Origin of the sequence: Marinilabilia salmonicolor (assembly GCF_003003035.1) — a bacterium.
GTDB classification, from domain to species: domain Bacteria; phylum Bacteroidota; class Bacteroidia; order Bacteroidales; family Marinilabiliaceae; genus Marinilabilia; species Marinilabilia salmonicolor_A.
Genome location: NZ_PVTS01000012.1, coordinates 1 through 25135, shown reverse-complemented (window position 1 = coordinate 25135; position 25135 = coordinate 1). Strand labels below are relative to the sequence as shown.

Below are 25135 nucleotides of genomic sequence, written 5' to 3'. Positions count from 1 at the left end.
TTCTCCATAACTTTGTTGTTAATTAGCAAATTAAAAAATGTCTCCTAAAGGAGATTTTATTTTTCCGGTGTATGCAGCAACATACACCGTTTTTTTTTTAGGGGAAGCCCAAGCCCCATCTCGCTGTTTCAGGCCGTCAGGTTTTTATTTTAAAGAGTAAATATGAATTAACTGATTCTGAATATCATATGAATACCGTATAGGCAATAAGATTTTTAAAGAATTCAATATCTCCTCCAGCGATTCATTGTTAAATTCCCCGTTAATTTTGATCTTACCTACCCCCTCATCTACAATAACTATCGTAACATTATGAAATCGCTCCAACTCTTTAGCAACAAAGCTTAGTGACTGATTGTAAAAGGCAATCCGATGATTCATCCATACCGGCTTATTCTTTGAATCAATAATTTTTCGCTCAGTCGTATTATCTTCTTTGTTGTATTTAACCTTTTCAAAAGGCTCGAGGATATAAGGTTGATGAATTTTATTTTTCTTTTCATCCAGGTGCGTTAGTGAAACAACACCCTCAACCAATAATGTTTCCTCATATCTCTCATTAGGATATGCTCTTACATTAAAAGAGGTACCCAATACATTCACTTCCGAAAATGAAGTTTTAACAATAAATTTTCTTTCAGTATCCTTTTTCACCTCAAAATAAGCTTCACCATTAAGTTGAACTTGCCTGCAATCCTTAGAGAATTTGACCGGAAATTTTAAAGTACTGGAAGGAGCAAGATAAATCCGTGAACTGTCAGATAGATAAAACTCTTTAATTTCACCGTTGGCAGCAGTAACAGTCTTCCACTCCTGGGTAGTATTAAAAATACCACTCAAATGGAGCACTCCGGAAAGACCAATTATTGCCAACAGTGATGCTGCAACTTTTAGTCCCTGAGTAAACCTTCTTCGCCTGACTATTCTCCGCTGAACTTCTTTTCTATTCTGATCCAACCAGACAGCACTTCTTTCTAATCCGGCCAGTTTTATGAATCCAAAATAACTTTTCCTGGCCGACTCCAGATTTTCAGGTGAATCTTTTAATTCTTTCTGTAGAACCTCCAATTCAGCATCATCAATGGAACCAACCAGAAACTTTCTTAGTAACCTTTTAAAATTAGCTTTCTTGCTCATGTTTCTATATTTGATATCCCTAAAACGAAAAAACAGCCTCCCACCCTAAACAAAAAGAGAGTTTTTTTTATTCTTTTTTACATTTTATTCTTAAAATCCTTATCCGACGTACGTATTCACCATATTTCATTCTTAAATATTTTTTACCTTTGCCTTATGTCAGACATCACAAAACGCATTTTTCAACACATAAGATGATTAATTGAAGCGCGCAGAAATCAAAAAACAACATGAGATTCAGTGAGGCAGACCCAATTATTACTAAATATTCCTTCACATCTTATATCAATTTTTACTTACTTTCGTTTCCTGTAAATGAGTAAAAGCAAAATGAGAGATATTATTAAAAAAGATAAAAAGAACAGCTTTGATGACATTTTCACATGGCTATTCGCAGAGCTATGTCACTTCTCCTTTACTTTTATTCATGACTTTAATCAATGTGAAGATATTGTCCAGGAGGTCTTTGTCAAATACTGGAACATTCATGAAAATTTCAATAGTGAAAAGGCAAGTAAAGCATGGCTTTATAAGACTGTCAAAAATGAGTGTATCGATTTTTTAAGGTCAAATAAAAACACCAACCAATTACGAATTGAAATCCTAGAGCTTATTTCCAATGAAACCCCTCCCGACTTCTCTGAGGAAGAATTACAGTATATAAAAAATCAATATTCCATGGCATTAGAAGAGTTATCTGAACAAACAGCCAAAATTTTTGTAATGAACCGTGAAGAATTCAAATCATATAAGGAAATTGCAAAAGAATTAGGCATTTCTATCAAATCAGTTGAATATCATATTTCAAGAGCTCTTTTAACGATGAGAAAACATCTGAAAGACTATATGGCTATTTTAATCGTTATCTGGAATTACTAGATTATCTCAGGCTCTCGGAAGCTTCAGGATAGGAGAACACCTGTTTTCGTTTACAGCTTATTCAAACCCGATGTCTATAGTTGAGCCACACTTAGTTAACAATCAGTAACCACTACGTAGGTCCTATTGTTAAAAGCCCGAAAACAAAAAAGCCGGCTCCAGACGAAACCAGCTTTAACACTAAATACATTACAATATTTTTTCCTATTTTTCCACGACTCCTATCACCTCTTGATTAATTTTACGAACCTTTTCCTCATCCACCTTCACCACTTCCCGGTCGTACGTCATAAGACCGTTCACTTCCATTTCCACATCAGTGGTTTGTGTATAAACAGCAGCGGAGAAGCCCGCTTTAACCAGTTTTTCCAATTTCTTTGCAAAACGAATATACTCTTCAGTCACTTCTTTAGAGGTCTTAAACTGTACATATCCCCAATTCCGGTCTTTGGCCCACAAATGACCTTTCACGGCCAGACCAATACCTCCGTATTCTCCAAGAACTGTGGCTCGCACAGCATCGTAAAGATAAAGCTCAGGCTCGGGATAGTTATGCAAATCAAGCATATCTCCCACCTGATAGTGATTACCTCCGCTGGCGGGATTAACCAGCCGGGTAGGGTCATAAGTTTTAGACCAGGCAGCAATCTCTTCGGTTTTAAACTGCCCCCATCGCTCATTGAATGGCACCCAGACCGCAATGCTTGGATAAGAATAGAGATAGTCTATAATGTCCTTCCATTCCTTCCTGAAAATTTCTTCTGATCGGGCTGTTCGCTGAAATTCCATGCCATCAAAGTAGCTTCTGTTCTGCCATTCGGGGCCAGAATCACCATTGGGCATATCCTGCCAGACCATAATACCCAGGCGATCGCAATGCGTGTACCAACGTGCAGGTTCCACTTTCACATGCTTACGAATCATATTAAACCCGAGGTCTCTTGTCTTTTGTATATCGTATTTAAGTGCATCATCTGAAGGAGCTGTGTACAATCCATCGGGCCACCAACCCTGATCTAATGGTCCAAAGTGAAATATATTCTTATTATTCAACTGCAAACGAACAATTCCCTGAGCGTCACGCTTCATGGAAATCTTCCGCATGGCAAAATAACTTTTCACTGTATCCATTATTTCACCATCCCTCATCAGCGTAATCTCCATGTCATAAAGAAAAGGAGAGTCCGGGCTCCAGAGTTTTGGATTCTCTAATTTTAACTCAAGAGGATGAGTGACAGAAGCACTGGCTACAGTTACTATTTCACCATCTGCTTTCACTGTGACACTTACCACATCACCATATTTGTTTCCAAAGACATCAGTCTCAATAGAAACACAGTTCATATCAATATCCGGAGTGGTACGAATACTACTAATGTAGGTTTTGGCAACTGGCTCTAACCAGACGGTCTGCCAAATTCCTGATACCGGAGTGTACCATATTCCCTCAGGGTTACTGACTTGCTTTCCTCTGGGCTGAGGTCCCTTGTCCGTAGGATCCCAAACTCTTACAACAAGTTCCTGATCCCCATCTTCCGATAAAAAAGGAGCAATGTCAAATGAAAAAGGAGTGTAACCTCCTTCATGAGTACCCACTTTTATATCATTTACCCAAATATCTGTTTTCCAATCTACCGCTCCAAAGTGAAGCAATACCTTCTTTTCAGTCCAGTTTGTTGGAACTTCAAACAACCTTTTATACCAGATCACATTCTCGCTTCCCACTCTTTTCTGAACTCCGCTCAAACTGGATTCTATAGCAAAAGGAACAAGGATTTGCCCGTCAAAACTGTAGGGCTGCGAATTCTTTACCGGTTCTATGGCATATTCCCACAGCCCGTTTAAGTTCTGCCATTCCGATCGCTCCATAATAGGACGAGGGTATTCGGGTAACACATTTTGGGGATCAATCTCTTTTCCCCATGAAGTTTTAATATTCTCCCCAGCCGGTTTCCATTGAGATTGGGAATTTATTCCCATAATCATCAAAACAGAAAATATCAGTAATGTTCTTCTTAACATATCTATAATCATTAAAATTTCAACTATTCTGATTTATCCCAAACAGGCATATCCAGATCACTGATTCCGGGTGTATCATTATGCACTTCGGGCCATCCGTCAATCCAATTCACTTTGTCCAACATCAACACACGCCCATCAGGATTTTGGGTATCCACCGCATGGTACAACAACCAATCATTCCCGGCATCATCGGTAATGATTTCGGAATTATGCCCTGTTCCCACAAAACGGTTATTTTTCTGAATCACCACCTCATGATGATTCTCCATCATAAGTTCACCATCCTTGTCGAGATATGGCCCAAATAAGTTATCTGAACGTCCAACCACAGTCGTATAAGTACTATTCAATCCTTCACAACAGGACCCCACAGAAGCAAACAGATAATAGGCTCCCTCCTTGCTGTGAATATAGGTTCCTTCATAAGCAGTGCCGGCAATTTGCTGTTTTTCAGCACCAGATTTCAGACTCAACCCATCCTTACTTAATTCTATTGCATAAATTCCCCGGAAACTTCCCCAGAAAAGGTAGTTGTGGCCATTCTCCTCAATATAAAACGGGTCTATAGAATTCTGAACATCAATCTCATTACTTCTGAAAAGCATACCCATATCGGTAAAAGGTCCCTCAGGACTATCGCTAACCGCCACTCCAATGCCACAGGTCCATTCACCACCCCAAACCGACATTGAATAATACAACACATACTGATTGTTGATAAAATTAATATCAGGGGCCCATAACCCTCCATTGGGTTCAAAGTCAGGCCGGGAATTCTCGGAAAAAGCAGTACCCACAAATTCCCAGTCAACAAGATTCCTGGATTTATGAATAGGAGTATTTCGTATATCTTCTGTTGCATAAAGATAAAATGTGCCATCTTCTGCCTGAATAATAGTAGGATCAGGAAGGCTGTAATTTACAACAGGATTACTGTAAACACTCCCTGTTTTATCAGCCTCTTTATCAGAACGTTGTTCTTCGTTGTTTTTATTACACGAGCAACCGGCAATGAGCATAGCACCAATCAATGCAGCTATATAAAATTTCTTCATTCCTCTGTTTTTTTTTTACTTTTTCATAAATTCTTCTGCAGAACCGGGTGTCAGCATCTCCCAAAGAGAGGCCACTGTCCAGCCGGGAGCAAAAATATCGTTATAAAAACCTTTCCCGTTCTTCCCATAATCCCAGTTGGTATGTTGCACTACCTCAGGATAATATCCGGTCTTTGCCACACCACACAAATGTCCTGGGTAAGGCAATAATTGTAACATTGACGAATTTATAACCTTCGCAAATTCACTAAACCGGGATTCCGAAGTTTCCCTGGCCAGATAATTTAAGACATCAGCAAACTCAAAAATAAAAACGTCAATGTGGTTGTTTTCGACGGAAACATTCCCCCAGCCACGGGACAATAACCCAAGATCGCCCAGCATCTGTCCCTGAGCAAACGGAACATCCCACAAATAATACCAGGAAAGAGCAAAATAGGAAGCATTTTTTGCCAGCGCAACATACCGGTCGTGTTCCTTTCCATTGGATGCCAGCGCAAGATAATACATAGCTGTGGCGGCATAAAGAGAAGCTTCTTTGTCTTCACAATTGGCATCCAATGTGGATGAAAAATAATCTGATCTGGAAATTAATTCAGTCTCCAGATAATTCCCCGATTTAATGGCACTTTTCAGGTATTCCTTTTTATTAAAATACCGGGATGCCATAACCAAAGGAACGGTCGCTGACGGAGTACTACCTCCGGTGACATCTACAACTTCGAAATTATCCTTAAACTTTCGGGGGAAACTGCCATCATCTTTCTGAAGCCTGAGGAAGTTTGCCAGTAATTTCTCCATCTGCTTTTCCCATTCCGGATGCTTTCTGCCCTGTTTCTTTTCGTAATCGAGATAACTGAGTATGGCATAAATCCCCTCTGACTGACGTCGGATACTAAAAACATCAGTCTCATAATCGCGGTCGTAATCAACAAATTCTCTAAAAAAACCGGAACCAGTAAAGCCATTTGCAAGATAGCTGTTAAAAATGGTCTGGGTAATCTTCGCAAGTTGCTCATCCCCCTGCTCGCCTGCGTATTGATGAGCAAAAAAGGCATTTAGCAATACACGGCCTACGAAACCAATCTCTGCATCTCCCTGATGTCCACAAACATCCGTTTTCAGATGAACTCCTGAAAAATAATTCAAATCATCGGTCTCTACATAACTTTCTACAAAAAAATTGGATAGTACTTCTTTAACTCTTTCCTCGGTATAATCAAGCTCTACCTCTTTTGGCAAAAAATGATCATAAGTGGAAGTCCATACCTTGGAAACAAAATCCGCATAGTCAGCAGCTGTTCCTCTGGAAACAATCCAACTAAGTTTCCTGGTTTCTCCTTTTCTCAGACGGGCAAAGGTAGTTACGGGAGGTGCCAGCGTTAACTTACGAATATAAGTTTTGGGAGCTTCCCGATAAGGAAAACCGAACGACAGCCATGTTTTTCCATCAATATTTTCAAAACCGGTAAAACCAAGATCGCTCTCTCCGGAAAGAATTACTTCCCCCTGATTTATTGCAGTATAAGCCGCTTTTCTTATTTCCTGGTTTCTTAAAATGGAATAATATTGACCTGTTTGTTCATCATAGACGCCCGTGAGGGGTGCACTCAGGCGATCTTCACGCACCAGCCAGCTATCACTTGTGTGGAAAGAAGGAGCTTCCTTAGGCGACCGCAAATTATGCCGATACCAAAAGCCCGGCATAAAAAACTTACAATTTTCATGTGTGGCACTTTCAGCCAGGATACGTTGCTTAAAATTAAAGAAAACATCCTCATGCGCAGTCAGTTCCACATCGTAAACAATGCCACTCGCTGTTGGTGTGATTTTCCCATTAATATCTAATGGAATTTTTGAATCTGACAACCACTTCATACTCTTTCCATCATCAGAGCTACTGGTTCTTAATTCATATCTGCTGGCAGGATTCCCTGGCGATTTCAACAACACCTCACCAGCAGTTTCTATTCTTTGGGCAACCATCCCCTCTATAAAAAACAGCGATAGCAGCATTCCGAATACCGATTTTATATTGAAACCTCTATTTCTCATCATCTTCCTAATTCTTATTTGATTTTTCACTATTTCTTGTCACTGAAAACGCACACGGCACCAGGTGTGAGATGCATCTTGCTTAGCATTCGCTATATTTTCAACAATTTCCTTTCCGGTTGCATCCCTATAAGTCAGTTGCATATTTACCCGAATATCACTTCCATCCACATGTTGTATCCAAGACAACGGAACTTTCAACTCCATAAAACAACCTGAGACACTCCTCTCTACACTTGTTTCAATTCCAGCTTCACCATCTGCATCAATCCATTCTCCATCCTTACCTTCTTGTATCTTCAACTCCCCCTCTGTTGATAAAAACAGACTAAATAACCCGGCATCAGGATCAGTGAGACAATAATTACCTCCATCAATGAAAATCCGGACACCGGAATCCTTCTGATTTTCAGAAAAAACATCAACCTCTGAATATTCTATTTTCACAGCAAAACAGACGGCCTTTTCCTCTCTCATGATATCAGCCTTCATATTGACACCTCCATTATGACCGATAAAAAGAGGAAAAATCCCTGTCCATTCTCCAGGATTTGCTTGTCCATCAACACTGACAAAGCCAATTTTAGCCGCTAATTCAGGGATGACATGACCAAGAATCGTCCAAACTTCACAATTCCGGTTGTGAAAACTAGTTGTAGAAGCAGCCAGTACGGTATTCTCATCCCACATTGAGAGTGAATTCCATTTGGCCTCTCTGTCAAGAGGCACATTGAATGGGCGGGATAGCATAGAAAAATCCCTGCCATTCTCATCTCCAATGGCCACTTCCATAGTCGATAGCTCCCAGTTTGGTCCCCTTCCATGCGTTGTCTGATATGACAACAAACACGGTCCATCAGGCAGCTTCAAAAGATAAGGAGCACCGGCATAGACATTCTCAGGTAACTGATCCTGATGTGCCGGATGACGAAAAGACGAATTTCCTGACACAGGTCTTTCCCATGGATTGGATGCATCAGAACTTACAATCCATGGTTTAAACTGACCGTCCACATTATCTTCTATGGCCAAAAGAATCTGATCTCCAGACAATACGGGCACCGGCATTCCATCCCTAAAGCCCTGACGAAAACAAACAGTTGCAGGATCTTCCGTCCAGGTTTTTCCGTTGTCAAAGGAGCGAAGCATCGATATTTCCTGCTCTTCAGAACTGGTATAAGGTGTCTCATTGGCAAAATAGACCTGCAATTCTCCAGATAGAAGCTGCAAAAAAGAAGGTTCCCAACAACCATCATGAAAAGTGTTACCTCCCTCATAGATTACCTCAGGATCCGTCCAGTTTTTTCCTTTATCCACACTTCTTTTGACGGCAATAGCAAAAGGAGCAAAGCCATCTTCGGCCGGCCGATAATTACATGCAGCAACAAGTTCTCCACTGGCTAGTTCAAGAAGCTCACCATTGGCTTTAATTACCAACACTTCTCCTGAGCCAGTGGTGACATAGTGCTTGTCAAAGAGAATCGAAGGGTCGCTCCAGGTTTCCCCCTTGTCGATACTTCTTTTTATTTCCACACTCCCTCCTGTTTCATACACAGCAATCACATCTCCATTGCTCAATCTCCGAACCCTGGGATACCCCACCCATCCGGACTCTCTTCCATCGCGTGGCGCTATACGTTGAAGTGTACTATAATCCCACGCTATACGAATACCATCCTGCGGTTCTGCACTTTTCCTTTCGAAATTCCCTACTGATAATTCCGGGTCCTTCGCCTCACAGGACAAGGGAAATAAAATCAACCCGAGCAAAAAATATAAGCCATTTCTTTTTATCATCACAATTATTTTAGATCCAATACTGGAGTAAGGTAATCATCTCCCACCACCATTACATCAACATCATTCTCCCTGCTTTTGAACTCCACAGAACCAATGTACATATTGCGCGGATGAATACTCTGATTGTCCTTGTGTGCATGAAATACAATTCTCAGATTTCCTGCTTTATCATAAAACATGGCACTGTGTCCTACTCCTACAAGATCACCGGGCTTTTGCAATATGGGATTGGAGTCATATTTAATCCAAGGACCAGTCGGCGATTCAGAAGTAGCAAACCCCACGCCATAGAACTGACTCTCATAACTATTGGCAGAATAACTCATATAATAAAGGTTTTTGTGGGACACAACAAAAGCTCCTTCATTAACCCTTGGCCAAACTTCTTCCCACTCCTGAGAAACATGAATACATGGCTTCATGGTTTCAGGTTTTATTTCCAGGAGATTCTCTTCAAGCTCTGCAACCCAGATGTTATTACCATCATTAAACCTCACAAAATATAACCAGGGCTTCCCTTCACGGTCAAAAAAAAGGGAATTGTCAATGCATTTTTCATCAATAATCATGGGTGTTTTATCCTTCTGTGTAAAAGGACCCAATGGATTGTCACTTGTTGCCACACAAATATGCTCATCAGCAGAAAAATACATATAAAATATTCCATCCACCTCATAAACTTCAGGGGCCCAGAACCAGCGTTCTCCCCATACATCATTTTTGTGCAGAGCCAGACCAGAAGGCAGCTCGGCAGGAACTCGCCAGTTCTTCAAATCATTTGAAATAAACACTGCAATTCCATTGTCAGAAAATGTTCCATAAGCATAATAGGTGTCTTCATAAAGCATGATAAATGGATCCCCCAAAGGAACTCTTACTGCTAACTTCTTTTCATTATCAGCATTTACATCTGACTCTTTTTCACAGGCACAACCCAAAAACAATGCATTAAGCAAAACAATCAAAAGAATTCTGTAATTGACCATTTTTAAAATTTTTAAAGGATAGACTCAGCAGGATGTCCAAAAAGTCAAATATTTCGATTCTATTGTCACTCTAAGGGTTATTAAAAACCTCTATTTCTGCGACATGCACAGCACAAAGAATGCCGGGAATAACAAATACAATAACTTTTCAGACAACCTCCTGAACATATTTCACTTTTTAATAATTTGGATTTTGTTCCAGATTATCATTGTTATTCACTTCGCTGGAAGGAACAGGCAAACAATTATGTCGTCCCAAAACGAAATTGTTAAAATCAGGATCACGCTGTGCAAGCTCGGTCACACCTTCCTGACTGGTCATCAAGCCCCAACGCCTGAGATCAGCCCACCGATGCCCTTCAAAATTCAATTCCAGGGCACGTTCTGTCTGAAGTCGTTTAAGGAAAGCCTCTTTGGATTGCGTTGCCGCCAGGTGATTCACTTCAAGTGCGGGCATATTCACTCGAGCTCTCACTTCATCGACCAATGCAACTGCATCAGTCAAATTTCCCGCTGGGATATTAGCCAGACATTCTGCATACATCAACAACACATCGGCGTATCGAATAAGGCGCACATTTACCGGACTGTGATAATCATCAAAATCCCGGTAATAATCGGTAGCATATTTACGGGTAAAAACCCTTCCTCTATAATTATCCTGATTCCAGACCTCCATTCCGCGCCCGTAAATCCTGTTATTCCCGGAAAAATCGTCAGACATTCCCTCATAAAAAAGACTCTCTCGCAGACGAATATCATACTCTCCCTCCAAATTTTGTTCATTTCTGTATTCAGCCACCAGCCAGGGACGAACTTCCCCGTCAGTCCAGCCTATTCCAGGAGGTGCAAAAAACTGACCGCGATTTAACCCAAGATTAGGATCGATGGCAAAGTCATCATCACCGGCAGGAGCTTTGTGAATGTCTGAAAACTGTATTTCGAAGACCGATTCCACATTGTTTTCATTGAAGTGAGTAAAATTGTCTTTGTAATTATCCACCAGGTCATAGTATTGTGCTCCGTCTCCGGTAACCAGCCATTCCAGATCCTGTGCTGCCAGCTCCCATTTGTGCTGTTGCATCAGGCATTTCGCTCTCAAAGCATAAGCAGCTCCTTTGGTAGCGCGGCCTTTATTGCTGTCATCCCACTGCGCAGGTAAAAAGTTGATAGCCTGTGCCAGATCGCTTTCGGCCTGTGCCCACACATCACTTACCGGGTGACCTTCAGGTGCATCTCCGGGTTTTGATAGTTCCAACATGATAGACAAACTGTTGTTTTCACTTCCCCAAAGAATCGCCAGATTATAATAATAAAGAGCTCTTAAAAAATAAGCCTGTCCCAGCAACTGATCTTTTTGCTGCTGGTCTGTAAATTCAATTCCGGGGACATAGTGCAGAACCTGGTTGGCCCTGAATATGGCCTCATAGCTGTCACGATAGGTCCATGCATTTCCTTCCCAGAAGTCATAGTTATTATAGACAAAACGTGTCCAATCGGCAAGTTCAACCCACGGGCTTGAACTAAAGCCTTCATCCGAAGCCAGATCAAAGCGAAACCAGATCCAGCGGGAATAGGTTCCAGGCTTATAAAACATATTATAGATGGCATTAACACCACTCTCTGCATCTGCTTCATTTTGCCAGAAGGATCGGACTTCAATATTGTTAGGGTTACTCACATCTATTGCATCCTCACAGGAGGAAAAAAGCAACCCGATGGAAAACAGATATATCAATAACTTTTTCATATGTCAATAATTTATTTTTCAATGGTCATACGAACCTCGCTACCATAGTCATTCCCCTGTGCGAAGAACGTCTGCTCATAGCTCGTTTCATATTTCTTTTTAAAATTTCAACTTGGCAGTTTCAGAATATACCAGCATCTGCCTCAAAAGGTCAGTTGGGCACCAATAGTAACAGATTTAGGATTAGGGAATGCCCCATAATCATAACCTCGCTCCCAGATATTGTCATTCCTGAATTCCGGATCCAGGCCGGTGTATTTTGTGAAAGTGATCAGATTCTGAGCATTGACAAACAATCGAAGATCGTCAATCGCGTTACCCAAAATACGGTCGGGGAAAGAGTAACCCAGTGCCATTTGCTTTACTCTGAGATAAGATCCATCTTCAATCCATCTTGACTGGTTGCCAATAGCATTTCGTCCATCCTGATATATGGGACGAGGATCAGCAGCGTTGGCATTATCGGGAGTCCAGGGATCATAATCGGAGCGGTAGTTTGAGTTATCGTCAAAGCGATCCATCCCGCTGCGGGGGCCGTTAAATACTTCCTGACCGAAAGCCCCGGCCATTTGTAACTGAAGGTCGATCCCTTTCCAGGCAACGGTGGCATTAACCCCAAGATGAAAATCAGGCCAGGGACTTCCCACATACTGACGATCAGAATCGTTTATCATCCCATCATTGTTGTAATCCTCGAAACGAATATCTCCCGGTTGCGCATTAGGTTGAATAAGATTTCCCTCGTGAGTATGAGCCATCACCTCTTCCATAGAGCGAAAAATACCATCCATTTTGATCAGGTACCATTGCCCGATAGGTTCGCCCACATGCGACTGGGTATTCCACTGAGTAAAATACTCGCGTCCATATCCCAGTTCAAGTATTTCATTTCTGACGGTGGATAAACTTGCATTGACAGAGTAGTTCCAGTCTCCCCTTATCTCACGCCATGTTCCGGAAAATTCAAATCCGGTATTTTGAAGTGTGGCTGCATTCACATTGGGATTTCCCCCGTTGTTACCAGTTGACATCAGTATTTGCATCCCTGTCAGCACATCCTGAGTCTCGGATTTGTAGTATTCAGCAGACACTTCCAAACGATTATTTAGTATGGTTGCATCAAATCCAATATTAAATTCATGAAGTTCTTCCCATTTCAAATCCTGGTTCACCAGCTTAACCTGTGTCTGCCCATTCTCAAGATGTTGATCAGTACCGAAAATCACCTGAGGGAAAGAGTTAATAAAGGCAACCCAATCCCAGGGGCCGATATTCGAGCTTCCCAGCACCCCATAGTTTGCCCTCAGCTTCAGGTCATCAACCCAGCTTATATCAAAAAAGCCCTCATTACTTATTCTCCAGGCACCTGCAATAGAAGGAAATATCCCATCGCGATAGGAAGGACCGAACTTGGAAGAAGCATCTCGACGAATGGTACCACTCAGAAGAAAACGTTCGTCGTAAGAATAGTTAAACCGTCCAAACAGGGAAAATAGTTTTTCCATATCCTTGTAACCTCCTGTTTTAGGATCTTTCTGAGCGGCATTCAACTGATTGAAATAAGTTCCGTCACTCAGTCTCAACAGGTCATTTTTAGTTCCCCAAAGTTGTTCATATGATATATCCATAAAACTGGAACCCACAACTACTCCAAGAGTATGATTCCCAAATTCATCATTGTACTCCAAGGTATTATCATACACTAGAGACCTAAAACTCGCTTTATTTTTATTCAGCGAGGAGGGATCCCAGGGCTGATTAAATGTCCAGTTGCCTTCTTTTCTCAAATATTTATGTTCGTCTGAACTGGTTTCAAAACCAAAGTTAAATTTGTATTTCAGTTTATCGAAAAAATCAAGCTCTGTAAAAACGTTCCCCCGTACACGCAGGTTTTGATTTGTTGTCTCGGTCAAAGCTTCTTTGGCCACAGGATTGGTACCAAAAGTAACATCCCTGGATCCGTCTCCATAACCATATCCACCCGGATTATCTTCATTATAAACCGGTATAGTAGGCAACATACGCCAGGCATCAATTATTGGATTGGTATCCAGCTCATCAATCTGATAATTACTGATAATAACATTTTCTCCAATCCGGAATGTTACATTCTCCCCGAAATCCCGGTGAGCTGAAGTATTGGCGCGTAAAGTGATTCTTTCACTCTCTGTTCCGATGGTTGTTCCGGAATTGCTTTGATAATTGGAGGAAATAAAATAATTGCTGGTTTCACTTCCTCCCGAAAAAGAAATATTATAGTCATCTACATGTCCTGTTTTGAAGGCTACATCCTGCCAGTCAGTATTGGCATCAAAATGATTAGCCAGATCATAACCGCCATTTTCAAATGCCAGATCATTAAGTTCGATCCATTGCTCACGATTGGTCAGATCGTAGCGAGGAAGCCATTGAAAACTTTTTTTTGCGGAAACATCAATCTTCATGGGGCCCTTCTTTCCACTCCTGGTAGTAATGATAATGACGCCATTGGCGGCACGTGATCCATAAATTGCCGCGGCAGAAGCATCTTTCAACACCTGAACCGATTCTATGTCATTAAAGTTAAAATCACGGTTGGCGCCCCCTTCCACAGCGATTCCGTCAATTACATAAAGTGGTTTACTTGACCCAAAGGACTTGGTTCCACGGATTTCAACCCATCCTTCAGCACCCGGTTTTCCTTCTGTACGACTGAATACTCCCGGAACAGTCCCCAACGCATCCCCCACACTGCCTGTGACTACAGCATTCTTCATCTGTTCAGGTTTAAATACAGACACCGCACCTGTCAGATCTGCTTTTCGCACAGTCTGATAACCAATGACTACAACTTCATCCAGTGATTTCAGACTCTCAGTCATTGTAACATTTAAGGATGGTTGACCCGAATAAGTCACCCTTTGCTGATCCATTCCTATAAAGGAAAAAATCAGTGTTTGTCCTTCTTCAACTTCAATGGAATAATTACCATCGGTATCGGTTATTGTTCCTTTCTGAGTTTCTCCGACAATAATATTGACTCCCGGTACAGGCTGTCCTGACTCATCCAGAACTTTACCCGTCAACATTCCTGTCTGAGCCAACAACCCCACAGGAATTAACAACAACATAAAAAACAAGATTTTTTTCATAATGAAAATGGTTAAATTTAAATATTGATCCTTTGAAATGCGGATTAGGGATTAGAAAAACAACAAAACAAAACAACAACATTTATTAACTTTTAAATACAACTATTTAATCAAAAAATATTACCTGATAGTCATTTTGATGGTATTTCGAGCACCAAAAAACTGCTGACCATTTTATGCTACTTACTGACCAGATTGTTGTATTGCTCTCGGAAAGAAATTGATTTATTTAGCATTTATTTACAAGACCACGTATCATGATATATTTTAAAATTCTTATTCTATTTATTTTGTCCCTGCTGGTATTTAAACCAACTGCATCAGGGAACAATTTTAAATTTGTTAATTACCAGGTAAATAACGGGCTTTCAGAAAACACCGTTCAATGTATCATTCAGGACGACCGGGGCTTTTTATGGTTTGGAACCAAGGATGGCCTTAACCGCTTTGATGGCAGTGAATTTAAAATCTATAAACATGAGCCAGGAAATACTCAATCATTAGGAAACAACTTTATCCGAAGTTTATTTCAAGACACGGACGGCCGAATCTGGGTAGGAACGGACAATCAATTATACATACTAAATCCCATTACCGAAGTATTTGAACCATTTACCCTGCAAACACGGGATGGGCAATTTATCAATTCGGCCGTCACCTCTATCGTGTCGGAAAACAAAAACAAAATATGGATAGGTACAATGACGCAGGGGGCTTTTTGTTACAACAAAACCACCGGTTTGTTGACACAATATACACAAGGCAAGAGTCCCCAGTCAATCGGATCCAATCTGGTATGGAACATTTATCGAGATAATGCAGGAACCATCTGGATCGGTACCAGATCCGGTCTAAGTGCTTTCAACAAAGAGACCTCCACCTTCGTTACCTATGGCTCCCGAGAAGAAAAAAGTCCGTTTGAGGATCCGGAAATCCTATCGATTTTTGAAGATTCCGATGGAGAGTTATGGCTGGGAACATGGTCTGGAGGACTGGTTCGGTTCAATCGTACCACTAACGAGTTCACCACCTGGTTCAATTCAAATGCTACCAAATACATCACCCATATAAGGGCCATATTCGAATACCAGAAAGATGAACTTTTAGTGGGCTCAGATGATGGTCTATACCTTTTTAATAAGAAAACGCTCCGCTTTACACGAGTAGATGACCCGGCAGACCCCTACAGCCTAAGTGACCAAAATGTCTATTCCATATACAAAGACCGGGAAGAAGGTATATGGGTCGGCACCTATTTTGGCGGAGTTGGTTACATTTCCACCAACAGCAAGATTATTGAACATTATTATCCCAAATCGCATAAAAACACCCTCTCAGGGAAAGCTGTCAGCCAATTTTGCGAAGATGAAAAAGGTAATTTATGGATTGCTACGGAAGATGGGGGTTTGAATTATTTCAACACTAAAACCCGCCAGTTTACCTCATATCTGCCAAAAACAGATCAAAACAGCATCAGTTACCACAACATTCATGCACTGATCATTGATGGAAACAATTTATGGATCGGGACTTTCTCCAGAGGTTTAGATGTAATGAATCTGGAAACAGGAACATTTAAAAACTATCAGTATCAGGAAAATGACAGCAATACCATTAACGACAATTGTATCTTTTCACTCTACAAATCCAAAGCCGGAGAAATTTATATTGGAACTCCTTTTGGTCTCAGTCGTTACAATAAAAGTTTAGATAATTTCACCCGTATTCCTGAAATAAACGGTTTTGTATATGACATGACAGAAGATCACCTGGGCAACTTCTGGATTGCATGCTACGGAGAAGGTGTCTTTAAACGAAAAGCCAATTCCGAAAAGTGGATCAATTATCTGCATGACCATAAAGACTCCACCTCTCTGTGCTTCAACAAAATTTCAGCTGTTTATCAGGACGAACAGCACCGGCTTTGGTTTTCCAGCGAGGGAGGTGGAATCTGCAAGTACAATTACGAAACTGATAACTTCCGAACCATTGATCAATCATCCGGCCTTCCCAACAATGTTGCTTATGGTGTAGTTGACGATATTCAGGGAAATATCTGGGTCAGTACAAACAAGGGAATCTCCAGAATAAATCCCACATTGGGAGAAGTGAAGAACTACACCCAGGAAGATGGATTGCAAAGCAATCAATTTAACTACAAATCAGTATTTAAGGCAAGTGATGGAAAATTTTATTTTGGAGGAATCAACGGCTTCAACACCTTCTACCCAGGACAACTCAAGGAGAATCAGTATATTCCTCCGGTCTGGATTACAGAGTTTAGTTTGCTTGACACTAACAATGCAACTGCCAGTGACTCTTCCCTAATCCCCGGACCATCAAAAAACAAAATTACACTGAAACACAATCAGGCATCTTTCAGAATCAACTTCGTGAATCTCAGTTTTCAGGCACGCTCCAAAAACCAAAACGCTTATATCCTTGAAAACCTGAATCAAAGATGGATCACAACCAGTAGACAAAACCAAGCTACTTATATCAATCTCCCTCCAGGAAACTACGCTTTTAAAGTTAAAGGCGCTAACAACGACGGACGCTGGAACCAAACCGGAGACTCCCTTAGTATAGAAATTCTACCCCCATTATGGAAAACAAATTATGCTTATGCGGGCTACCTTTTTCTCTCCTTTGGATTTATCTTTTTACTGGTCAAGAACTATCTTAGAATTACTCATGCCAAACAAGAAAAGAAAATTGAGGAATTCAAATTAAGAAAAGAAAAAGAGACCTATCTATCCAAAATCAATTTCTTCACCAATATTGCACACGAAATCCGGACTCCCATTAGTCTTATCAAAGCCCCTTTGGAGTGTATCAAAACTCCGGGTATTTCCCCACAGGAAACGGAGGAAAATATTCAGGTAATCGACAAAAATGCTGACAGACTGCTTAACCTGGTAAATCAGTTGCTGGACTTTCGCAAAATAGAGGAAGACAGTTACAACCCCGCATTTGAGCCAGTCACATTCAATTCCCTAATCCCTGAGCTTTGTTACAGATTCAAACCTGCGGCAATGCAGAAGAAGATTGTCATCACTCCGGTAATTCCGAAAGAGCCTTTTATCTGTAATGCTGATCGGGAAGCATTAACAAAAATCATCAGCAACCTCATGACCAATGCCCTCAAATATGCCCGGCAAAAAATTGAAATTTCACTTCGTCAGGTAGATGGCTGTTTTGAGATTTCAGTTTCCGACGATGGACCAGGCATCGATGACAAATACAGAGAACGAATTTTTGATCCCTTCTTCCAGATAGAGGGTACTAACAAAGATGATAAAAAATATGGAACCGGAATAGGACTGGCCTTCTCCCGGCAGCTGGCGGAGAAGCATAATGGAAGACTGTTCCTGGATAATAGCAATCTCTCAGGAGCACGATTTATTTTACGCATCAGCACACATCTACAAAGAACCTCATTAGAAAAAGAAGAAAATAAAATTCTTACACCACCAACCATTCAACCGGAGACTACTGCCCCAGAAATAACAAAAAGAGACCATGGCAGCAAACAAACTCTCCTGATTGTTGAAGACAACGAAGATCTTTGCAACTTTCTGGAAAGAAATCTTAAAGTGGAATATATGGTAAAAACTGCCAGCAATGGAAAAGAAGCAATCAACTTTCTCGAAAGAAATTCTGTAGACATCATTATAAGTGATATTGTTATGCCCGAAGTTGACGGAATGGAATTGGTCCGCAAAACAAGAGAAAATGAACAATTCAGTCACATCCCAATAATACTGCTCTCTGCCCGCAACAATGTGGAGTCCAAAATTGAAGGACTGGATGTGGGAGCCGACAGTTATATCGAAAAACCCTTCTCTTTTGAGTATCTGAAAGCACAAGTCAACAGCCTTCTGCGAAACAGAGAGCGGCTTTTGGAGAAATTTGCAAACTCACCCTTCATTCCCTACGGAAGTATTGCCAACAACAAGAAGGACGAAGAATTTCTGAACCGCCTCAACAAGGAGATCGAGAATAATATGACCAATCCGGATTACACCATTGAACAGCTTACCAACACTCTTTCCATGAGTAGATCAAACCTCCAGCGCAAGATAAAAGGTATCTCAGGCATGACACCCAATGATTACATACGTGTTTTCAAACTTAAAAAAGCGGCCCGACTCATTATTGAAGGGAAATATCGCATCAATGAGATTTGTTACCTGGCGGGATTTAACAATCCTTCCTACTTTTCGAAATGCTTTCAAAAGCAGTTTGGTAAACTCCCCAGTGAATTCATGAAGGAAGAACAACTTTAAATACTTTTTATTACCTTTGATTAAAACCATTAAATACTTGATATTATGGACATCATCAAAATCATTTTTGCCATCATTTTACCACCTGTGGCTGCTGCATTGCATGTTGGCATTACAAAGCATTTCTGGATTAATGTCCTGCTTACCATTCTGGGATTTTTACCGGGATTGATTCATGCTTTGTGGCTTATCTTAAAAAAATAATTGTATTACAATTCCAATTAGTTTTCTTTTTCATTTTGGAGGGAATGGTTGCTCGCAATCATTCCTTTTTTTTTGGGGGGGGCGAAGCCAAAACGGAATGGAAAAGTTCTCCATACTTCATGAAATGAATAATAAAGCAACTCCAACCATTACAATCTTTGAACAATAAACCCGATTAATAAAACGTTTTCAAAATACCTGAAGCCGGGAATAATAAAAACCCACACAAACACTTATTGATATGCACATTGGCTGCACATTTACAATGCTACTTTGTACAGAATCAAACACGCTGTTATGCAACTAAAAAACATCTGTTTCCTCACACTCCTGCTTTTTTCCATTGGTGCAAATGCCCAACTATTTGGTCCCAAACGGTCAAATCTTAATATGGAACTCTCGGACTGGAAAATATTTCCTGGCGATACTGTAACCATTACCTGGGATGTCACCATCAACCGCAAGCAACTGAAAGTTACCCTCAACGACAGCGTTGTTGATCGATCCGGAAGCCTGCAATTGGTTCCTGACACCACTGTATTTTACAGGTTGACTGCTGAAACTGCAAAAGGAAAACGGGTAAACAGAACAAAAAAGATTAAAGTATTGCCTCCCCTCATCAACCGGTTATCCATGAGCAACTCGACAAGATTTGGTCATCAGGATGAGGTAAGGTGGATGACCGAAAACGTTGAAAAAGTTACCTTCAACGGAGACGAGGTACCTCTTTCGGGAGATTCTGTAATCTCCATCATGCACGACCAGCCTGTGACCATCAGAGCCATCAATAAAAACGGCAGATTTGAAACCCGGACAGACACCATTCATGCATGGTACACTCATCGCTTCGACGCATCAGGATTACCCCCAAAGGACACCCTTATTGTATTCGGAGGAAAAGAAGTTAAACTTAACTGGGAACTCGATGATGCTTCCAACGCAAAACTCAACGGGAAAACGGTCAGTTTAAAAGGCTTCCAAACAGACACGATCCGAAAAGACACCACTTTTGTCCTTCAAAGCATCCTGCATGACGGCTCCGAATGGGAAAAATCCATTACTTTTCTGAAAAACACGGTCGGGGTTCAGCACCTTTCCATTTCCAACATATTTAATAAATCTGTACCATTCACATTTTACAATGAAGCCATCAGAAAGTACAATCCATACAAACTTCAATGGAATGTCTCTGGAGTAAATAGTGTAAAAATTAACGGGACGCACAGACCATCGTCCGGAATACTGGCTGACCAGGCCATGGAAGAAAAAGATTACACCATCAGCTGGAGTTATTACGATGCAATGGGAAGAATAAGGGAGGATAGCACCTCTATCTCCCTGGCACTGCAACAAAGGCCTCTGTTTAATGGAAATATCAGAACAGAAACCCTGCTCGAAAGCGATACCATATTCATGGAAATAATCTCTGTTAATTATGACAATTATCCACCCGAAACAGAACTGAAAGTTATTGCCATCGATGGTCAGGGCAATTTTGTTAAAGGACTGGCTGATGATAAGCAAATAAAAGAAGACAATCCATTCCACACGGTTATTGAAAAATATGAAGACAAAACTTACCCTGTTCGAAACTTCTCGGTAAAGGAGTATGAAATAGGAGAAACAGAGTATCGTCCTCAACACCTGATGATGGTGCTGGATTATTCGGGTTCCATGGAGTATTCTATGCCAGAACTGGAACCACTGATTCACAAACTCATCAAAGAAAAACACCCAATGGACACCATTCGGTTTGTAAAATTTGATGAGACCATCACGGCTGTATCACCTCCAAGCGCAAATCCGGATTCGCTGCTCAGTTATTTCAACCAAAAAGGCATGGAGGAGTTATCGGGATATACAGCATTGTATGCAGCCACCGACTCAGCCATGAATGCAATGCATACCAACAACCCCAATCAAAGAATAATTCTCTTTACCGACGGATACGAAAATGCTTCTTTCATCTACAAGAACCATCTAAACACCTCGGCTGTAGAAATTATCCGAAGGGCCAACGAAATATCACTCCCCATACACGTTGTCTCTCTCGGAGGATATGTGAACGAACAGGTACTGAAATATGTGGCCGATTACACAGGTGCCCACTACTATCAGATGAATGATGTGGAATCGGTATCTGAAGCTCTTAGAGAAATTTTTAAAACCAACCTCCATTATTACACCATTAATTATGAAACCTCCAACAACTATGAGAGGGAGAAAACCATCACCCTGGAGTACGACGGCAAAGCTACCGGCATTAACTACTCCACTAAAAATGCTGCCAAAAAACCCAATCTGAGAAAAATATCCCAACAGGACCTCCCTCCCCTGCCTGCTGATGTGGAACTATTACTTCAGAAAGAAAACCTGGTACCTCTTACCGGGCCCCAGAACATGATTAATTTCCGGTTCGACAAACACCACATCCGCGAGAAATACACGCACGACATCACACAATACTTGCAGGTGTTGCAGGAAGAACCCGAAACCAAAGCCATCATTATGGGGCATACCGATATGACAGGTGACCCGGAATATTGCATCACTTTGAGCCGCAAAAGAGCAGAGGCCGCAGCTCAAAAGTTGATTGATGCAGGCATCCGGTCCGATCGTCTGTTCATTCTGGGTATGGGACAAAAACACCCCTTGTGGCCCGACGACTCGGAACCCGCCAAAGCTGCAGAAAACAGAAGAGTGGAGATTTTATTTGTGGAGTAAGACGTTTTTATCCTCTCCATAAAAAGATTATTCAAATTGGCTATATTTGCCAAATACCTCAGGATTCAAGGCAGGTATAAAGAGCCTTGCCCAAAACACACCACCAAAAAAAAAGCAATCGCCTGAATTGAGATGATCCACAAATAAATGTCAATAATGAATAAACTGCCTTTCATTTTATTTATAAGTCTGCTGAGTTTTAGCTGTTCAAAACAACAAAGTGCCACTATTGGTGCAACAGGGTTGTTATCGCGTCTTATGCCTGAAAAAAGTGCTCAGGTAAAATTTGAGATCATCGAACAAACCGATGCAGACTTCTTTGAACTTGAAACTGTCAACGGCACGCTTAATGTAAGGGGAAACAACCAGATTTCATTGGCCACCGGACTTCGTTGGTATCTAAAATACTATTGCAATGCTCAGATATCGTGGGCAGGGAAAAACATTGAGTTACCGGAGCATCTACCAACAGTAAAACCTAAGGTTCGAAAGTCAACCGAGCAAACAAAACGCTTTTATTTCAACTATTGTACCTACTCTTATTCAATGGCCTGGTGGGATTGGGAGCGCTGGGAAAAAGAGATTGACTGGATGGCCTTAAATGGGATTAATATGCCATTAATGATTGTTGGCGAAGAGGCAGTGTGGCAAAATACATTACGACGTTTAAATTACTCTGAAGATGAAATAAAATCGTATTTGCCCGGACCGGCTTTTTTTGCATGGTTTTACATGAACAATCTAGAAGGATGGGGTGGCCCGCTTCCGGATAATTGGATTTCAGACCATATTGAATTGAGAAAAAAGATTCAAAAACGCATGTATGAGTATGGCATGACCCCTGTTTTTCAAGGATTCTATGGAATGGTTCCCGGTTCTTTTAACAAAAAGTTCCCCAATGCTGATATTCATAACCCGGGTCTGTGGTGTGGATTTAAGCGCCCGGCATTCATAGAGCCCACAGATTCGTTATTTAGAGATATAGCAGAAATTTATTATCTGGAGCAGGAAAAGCTTTTTGGAAAAGCAGAGTACTATGCAGGGGATCCGTTTCATGAAGGTGGAAATATTCAGGGTGTCGATTTAAAAGCTTCCGGAGACGCTATCTACCAGGCAATGAAAGAGGTAAATCCTCAGGCAAAATGGGTTTTGCAATCGTGGCAGGGAAACCCACATCGTGAAATGATTGACCATCTGCCTGAAGGCGACATCATTGTTGTTGATTTACATGCTGAAGACATCACAGAGACAGACAATCAAAAGTCCCCAATGAGTGCTTCCAGCCGATTTGGGAAACATGATTACATATGGAGTCTGACCCATAATTTTGGAGGCAATACCGGCATGTACGGAAAACTGGAAGAAATGGCTGAACGCGTATATAAAGCTCAAGTACTAAATATCAAATCTTCCATGATCGGGGTAGGAGCTACTCCGGAAGGAATTGAACAGAATCCGGTTGTTTATGAACTGCTGTTTGAATTACCATGGCATCAGGAAAAAGTAAATGTAGCAACCTGGGTAAAGCAATACGTTAAGGCCCGCTACGGCAAAACAAATCAGGAATTGGAAAACGCATGGGACATATTGCTAAATACGGTATATGCCTGTCCGGTAAAACAACAAGGAACCACCGAATCGGTATTATGTGCCCGTCCGGCAAAAGAAATAAAAAGCGTCTCTACCTGGGGAAGCGCTGAAATATACTATGATCCGGAACAACTCAAAAATGCATGGCATTTAATGATATCACAAATAGACAGTCTTGAATCCAAGGAAACTTTTCGTTATGATCTGGTGGATATAACCAGACAGGTTTTGGCTGATTTGGCCAATGAACTACACAAGGAGGTAATGGCCGCATTCCATGGAAAAGATTTAGAACTATTTGAGAAAAAAAGCAATGCCTTTTTAGAACTTATTTTAGATCAGGATAAACTACTGAGTGCTCAAAAAGAGTTTTTACTGGGAAGATGGATCGAGGCAGCCAGAAGCCATGGACATACACAGGAAGAAGAAGCGCTGTATGAGTGGAACTCCAGGGTTCAGATCACAACCTGGGGCCCACGGGAAGCAGCCAACGATGGACAGCTACACGAATATGCCCATAAAGAATGGGCCGGTTTATTGAGAGATTTCTATTATCCCCGTTGGAAAAAATACTTTGATTATTTAGAGAGAAACTTAAAAGGGGAAAAGACAGATGAGGTTGATTTCTACAAATGGGAAGAACAATGGACAAAAAAACAAAATTCTTTTTCATCCCACCCCGAAGGAGATTCGATGAGTGAGGTTTTGCGACTTGAAAAGAAATACAGCTGACGCACCATAAAAAGATTCTGGCTTGCTACCGTTTGTCCCATCTTCGACCTTTAGTCGTACCTGCGTCGTACATTCTTCGGGGCCTCTTCGACTGCTCTGCGACTGTTCTCCGACCTTATAAGAGTCGCAGAAAAGTCGAACAAAGACCGAAGAAGACTCGAACAAGACTCGAAAAAGGGCAACAGAATGCGACCGCTAATCGCTGAATATCAAACAGTTAAAAACACCCCTGTTTAACAAAATAATTTAAGTGGTGTCACCCCTGTCAGGGCTTAATCATTTATTCTATTACATTATCCTACCATGCTTGCCCGCCCCCCGGGCCTGACAACAAGCCATGAGCTAACTCCCCCCTACCCTTTGATTCATTCGCCATACCTTCCTCTCCCCTTCATTACAACTCATTACAAGAATGTTCTTTTCATTTTATCTAATAAAAAGTCAACCTAACTTGCACCCATCAATTGATTGAAAGCAGAAAAACGTTTAGTGAATTGCATGAAGCCAGAATTGTATCACAACAAACGCCCAGTGATATCGGAAGTAGTACCAAAATAATAGCGGTCACGAGAAGTGCTGTAAAGAATGTAAACGTAGTGTGGCATAAGGAAAAGGGTTTAATGAAAAAAGGGTTAAAACTTTTCAGTTCTAACCCTTTTCAAGTAGCGAGAGGCGGGCTTGAACCCCCGAACTTCCCGATTTTGATCGGGACGCTCTAATCAGCTGAGCCACCAATTAACGCTTCGATGTACATACGACTCTTTTGACGTTTTATTTG

The 25135-nt window shown here is 41.2% G+C and carries 13 protein-coding genes; 5 read left to right on the top strand and 8 right to left on the bottom strand.

Translation table 11 applies throughout. The annotated features are described in order from the left end of the window. Positions 1-144: 144 nt before the first annotated feature. On the bottom strand, positions 145-1137 hold the full coding sequence (locus BY457_RS12585) for a FecR family protein (protein WP_106153686.1): 993 nt from the start codon (positions 1135-1137) through the stop codon (positions 145-147). Between the two features lie 330 nt (positions 1138-1467). Between BY457_RS12585 and BY457_RS12580 the strand changes: the two genes are divergently transcribed. Next, positions 1468-2016 carry an RNA polymerase sigma-70 factor gene (locus tag BY457_RS12580; protein WP_181256472.1) on the top strand — a complete coding sequence of 183 codons (549 nt, stop codon included), beginning with the start codon at positions 1468-1470 and terminating at the stop codon, positions 2014-2016. Between the two features lie 204 nt (positions 2017-2220). On the opposite strand, the gene BY457_RS12575 is transcribed toward BY457_RS12580, so the two are convergent. From BY457_RS12575 to BY457_RS12545, 7 genes are all read right to left on the bottom strand, one after another. After that, complete coding sequence (locus tag BY457_RS12575) at positions 2221-4038, bottom strand: glycoside hydrolase family 2 protein (RefSeq protein ID WP_106153781.1); 1818 nt, start codon at positions 4036-4038, stop codon at positions 2221-2223. A 23-nt stretch (positions 4039-4061) separates the two neighbouring features. Then, entirely contained in the window at positions 4062-5096 is a 1035-nt protein-coding gene (locus tag BY457_RS12570) for a family 43 glycosylhydrolase (protein WP_106153684.1), read from the bottom strand. Positions 5097-5111: 15 nt separating this feature from the next. Continuing rightward, positions 5112-7154 (bottom strand): hypothetical protein, encoded by a 2043-nt coding sequence (locus BY457_RS12565; RefSeq protein ID WP_258176719.1) that lies wholly within the window; start codon positions 7152-7154, stop codon positions 5112-5114. 36 nt (positions 7155-7190) lie between these two features. Beyond that, complete coding sequence (locus BY457_RS12560; protein ID WP_106153683.1) at positions 7191-8948, bottom strand: sialidase family protein; 1758 nt, start codon at positions 8946-8948, stop codon at positions 7191-7193. Positions 8949-8953: 5 nt separating this feature from the next. Further along, positions 8954-9937 carry a glycoside hydrolase family 43 protein gene (locus BY457_RS12555; RefSeq protein WP_106153682.1) on the bottom strand — a complete coding sequence of 328 codons (984 nt, stop codon included), beginning with the start codon at positions 9935-9937 and terminating at the stop codon, positions 8954-8956. Between the two features lie 178 nt (positions 9938-10115). Then, positions 10116-11687 carry a RagB/SusD family nutrient uptake outer membrane protein gene (locus BY457_RS12550; RefSeq protein WP_106153681.1) on the bottom strand — a complete coding sequence of 524 codons (1572 nt, stop codon included), beginning with the start codon at positions 11685-11687 and terminating at the stop codon, positions 10116-10118. A gap of 143 nt (positions 11688-11830) precedes the next feature. After that, positions 11831-14818, bottom strand: a complete 2988-nt coding sequence (locus BY457_RS12545) for a SusC/RagA family TonB-linked outer membrane protein (RefSeq protein WP_106153680.1) — start codon at positions 14816-14818, stop codon at positions 11831-11833. A gap of 257 nt (positions 14819-15075) precedes the next feature. On the opposite strand from BY457_RS12545, the gene BY457_RS12540 reads away from it, so the two are divergent. The 4 genes from BY457_RS12540 to BY457_RS12525 all read left to right on the top strand — a co-directional run bounded on the left by BY457_RS12540 (position 15076) and on the right by BY457_RS12525 (position 24357). Then, positions 15076-19107, top strand: coding sequence for a hybrid sensor histidine kinase/response regulator transcription factor (locus tag BY457_RS12540; protein WP_106153679.1), 4032 nt, complete (start codon positions 15076-15078; stop codon positions 19105-19107). Positions 19108-19152: 45 nt separating this feature from the next. Beyond that, entirely contained in the window at positions 19153-19311 is a 159-nt protein-coding gene (locus tag BY457_RS12535; protein WP_106153678.1) for a YqaE/Pmp3 family membrane protein, read from the top strand. A gap of 297 nt (positions 19312-19608) precedes the next feature. After that, on the top strand, positions 19609-22035 hold the full coding sequence (locus BY457_RS12530; protein ID WP_106153677.1) for an OmpA family protein: 2427 nt from the start codon (positions 19609-19611) through the stop codon (positions 22033-22035). A 156-nt stretch (positions 22036-22191) separates the two neighbouring features. Next, complete coding sequence (locus BY457_RS12525) at positions 22192-24357, top strand: alpha-N-acetylglucosaminidase (protein ID WP_106153676.1); 2166 nt, start codon at positions 22192-22194, stop codon at positions 24355-24357. The last annotated feature ends 778 nt before the right edge of the window (positions 24358-25135 follow it).

What these genes read in the sequence shown, in the direction of transcription:
- BY457_RS12555 (WP_106153682.1), bottom strand. Translation starts at nt 9,937, where the DNA reads ATGGTCAATTACAGAATTCTTTTGATTGTTTTGCTTAATGCATTGTTT.
- BY457_RS12545 (WP_106153680.1), bottom strand. Translation starts at nt 14,818, where the DNA reads ATGAAAAAAATCTTGTTTTTTATGTTGTTGTTAATTCCTGTGGGGTTG.
- BY457_RS12525 (WP_106153676.1), top strand. Translation starts at nt 22,192, where the DNA reads ATGAATAAACTGCCTTTCATTTTATTTATAAGTCTGCTGAGTTTTAGC.
- BY457_RS12560 (WP_106153683.1), bottom strand. Translation starts at nt 8,948, where the DNA reads ATGATAAAAAGAAATGGCTTATATTTTTTGCTCGGGTTGATTTTATTT.
- BY457_RS12565 (WP_258176719.1), bottom strand. Translation starts at nt 7,154, where the DNA reads ATGATGAGAAATAGAGGTTTCAATATAAAATCGGTATTCGGAATGCTG.
- BY457_RS12530 (WP_106153677.1), top strand. Translation starts at nt 19,609, where the DNA reads ATGCAACTAAAAAACATCTGTTTCCTCACACTCCTGCTTTTTTCCATT.
- BY457_RS12535 (WP_106153678.1), top strand. Translation starts at nt 19,153, where the DNA reads ATGGACATCATCAAAATCATTTTTGCCATCATTTTACCACCTGTGGCT.
- BY457_RS12570 (WP_106153684.1), bottom strand. Translation starts at nt 5,096, where the DNA reads ATGAAGAAATTTTATATAGCTGCATTGATTGGTGCTATGCTCATTGCC.
- BY457_RS12575 (WP_106153781.1), bottom strand. Translation starts at nt 4,038, where the DNA reads ATGTTAAGAAGAACATTACTGATATTTTCTGTTTTGATGATTATGGGA.
- BY457_RS12550 (WP_106153681.1), bottom strand. Translation starts at nt 11,687, where the DNA reads ATGAAAAAGTTATTGATATATCTGTTTTCCATCGGGTTGCTTTTTTCC.
- BY457_RS12580 (WP_181256472.1), top strand. Translation starts at nt 1,468, where the DNA reads ATGAGAGATATTATTAAAAAAGATAAAAAGAACAGCTTTGATGACATT.
- BY457_RS12540 (WP_106153679.1), top strand. Translation starts at nt 15,076, where the DNA reads ATGATATATTTTAAAATTCTTATTCTATTTATTTTGTCCCTGCTGGTA.
- BY457_RS12585 (WP_106153686.1), bottom strand. Translation starts at nt 1,137, where the DNA reads ATGAGCAAGAAAGCTAATTTTAAAAGGTTACTAAGAAAGTTTCTGGTT.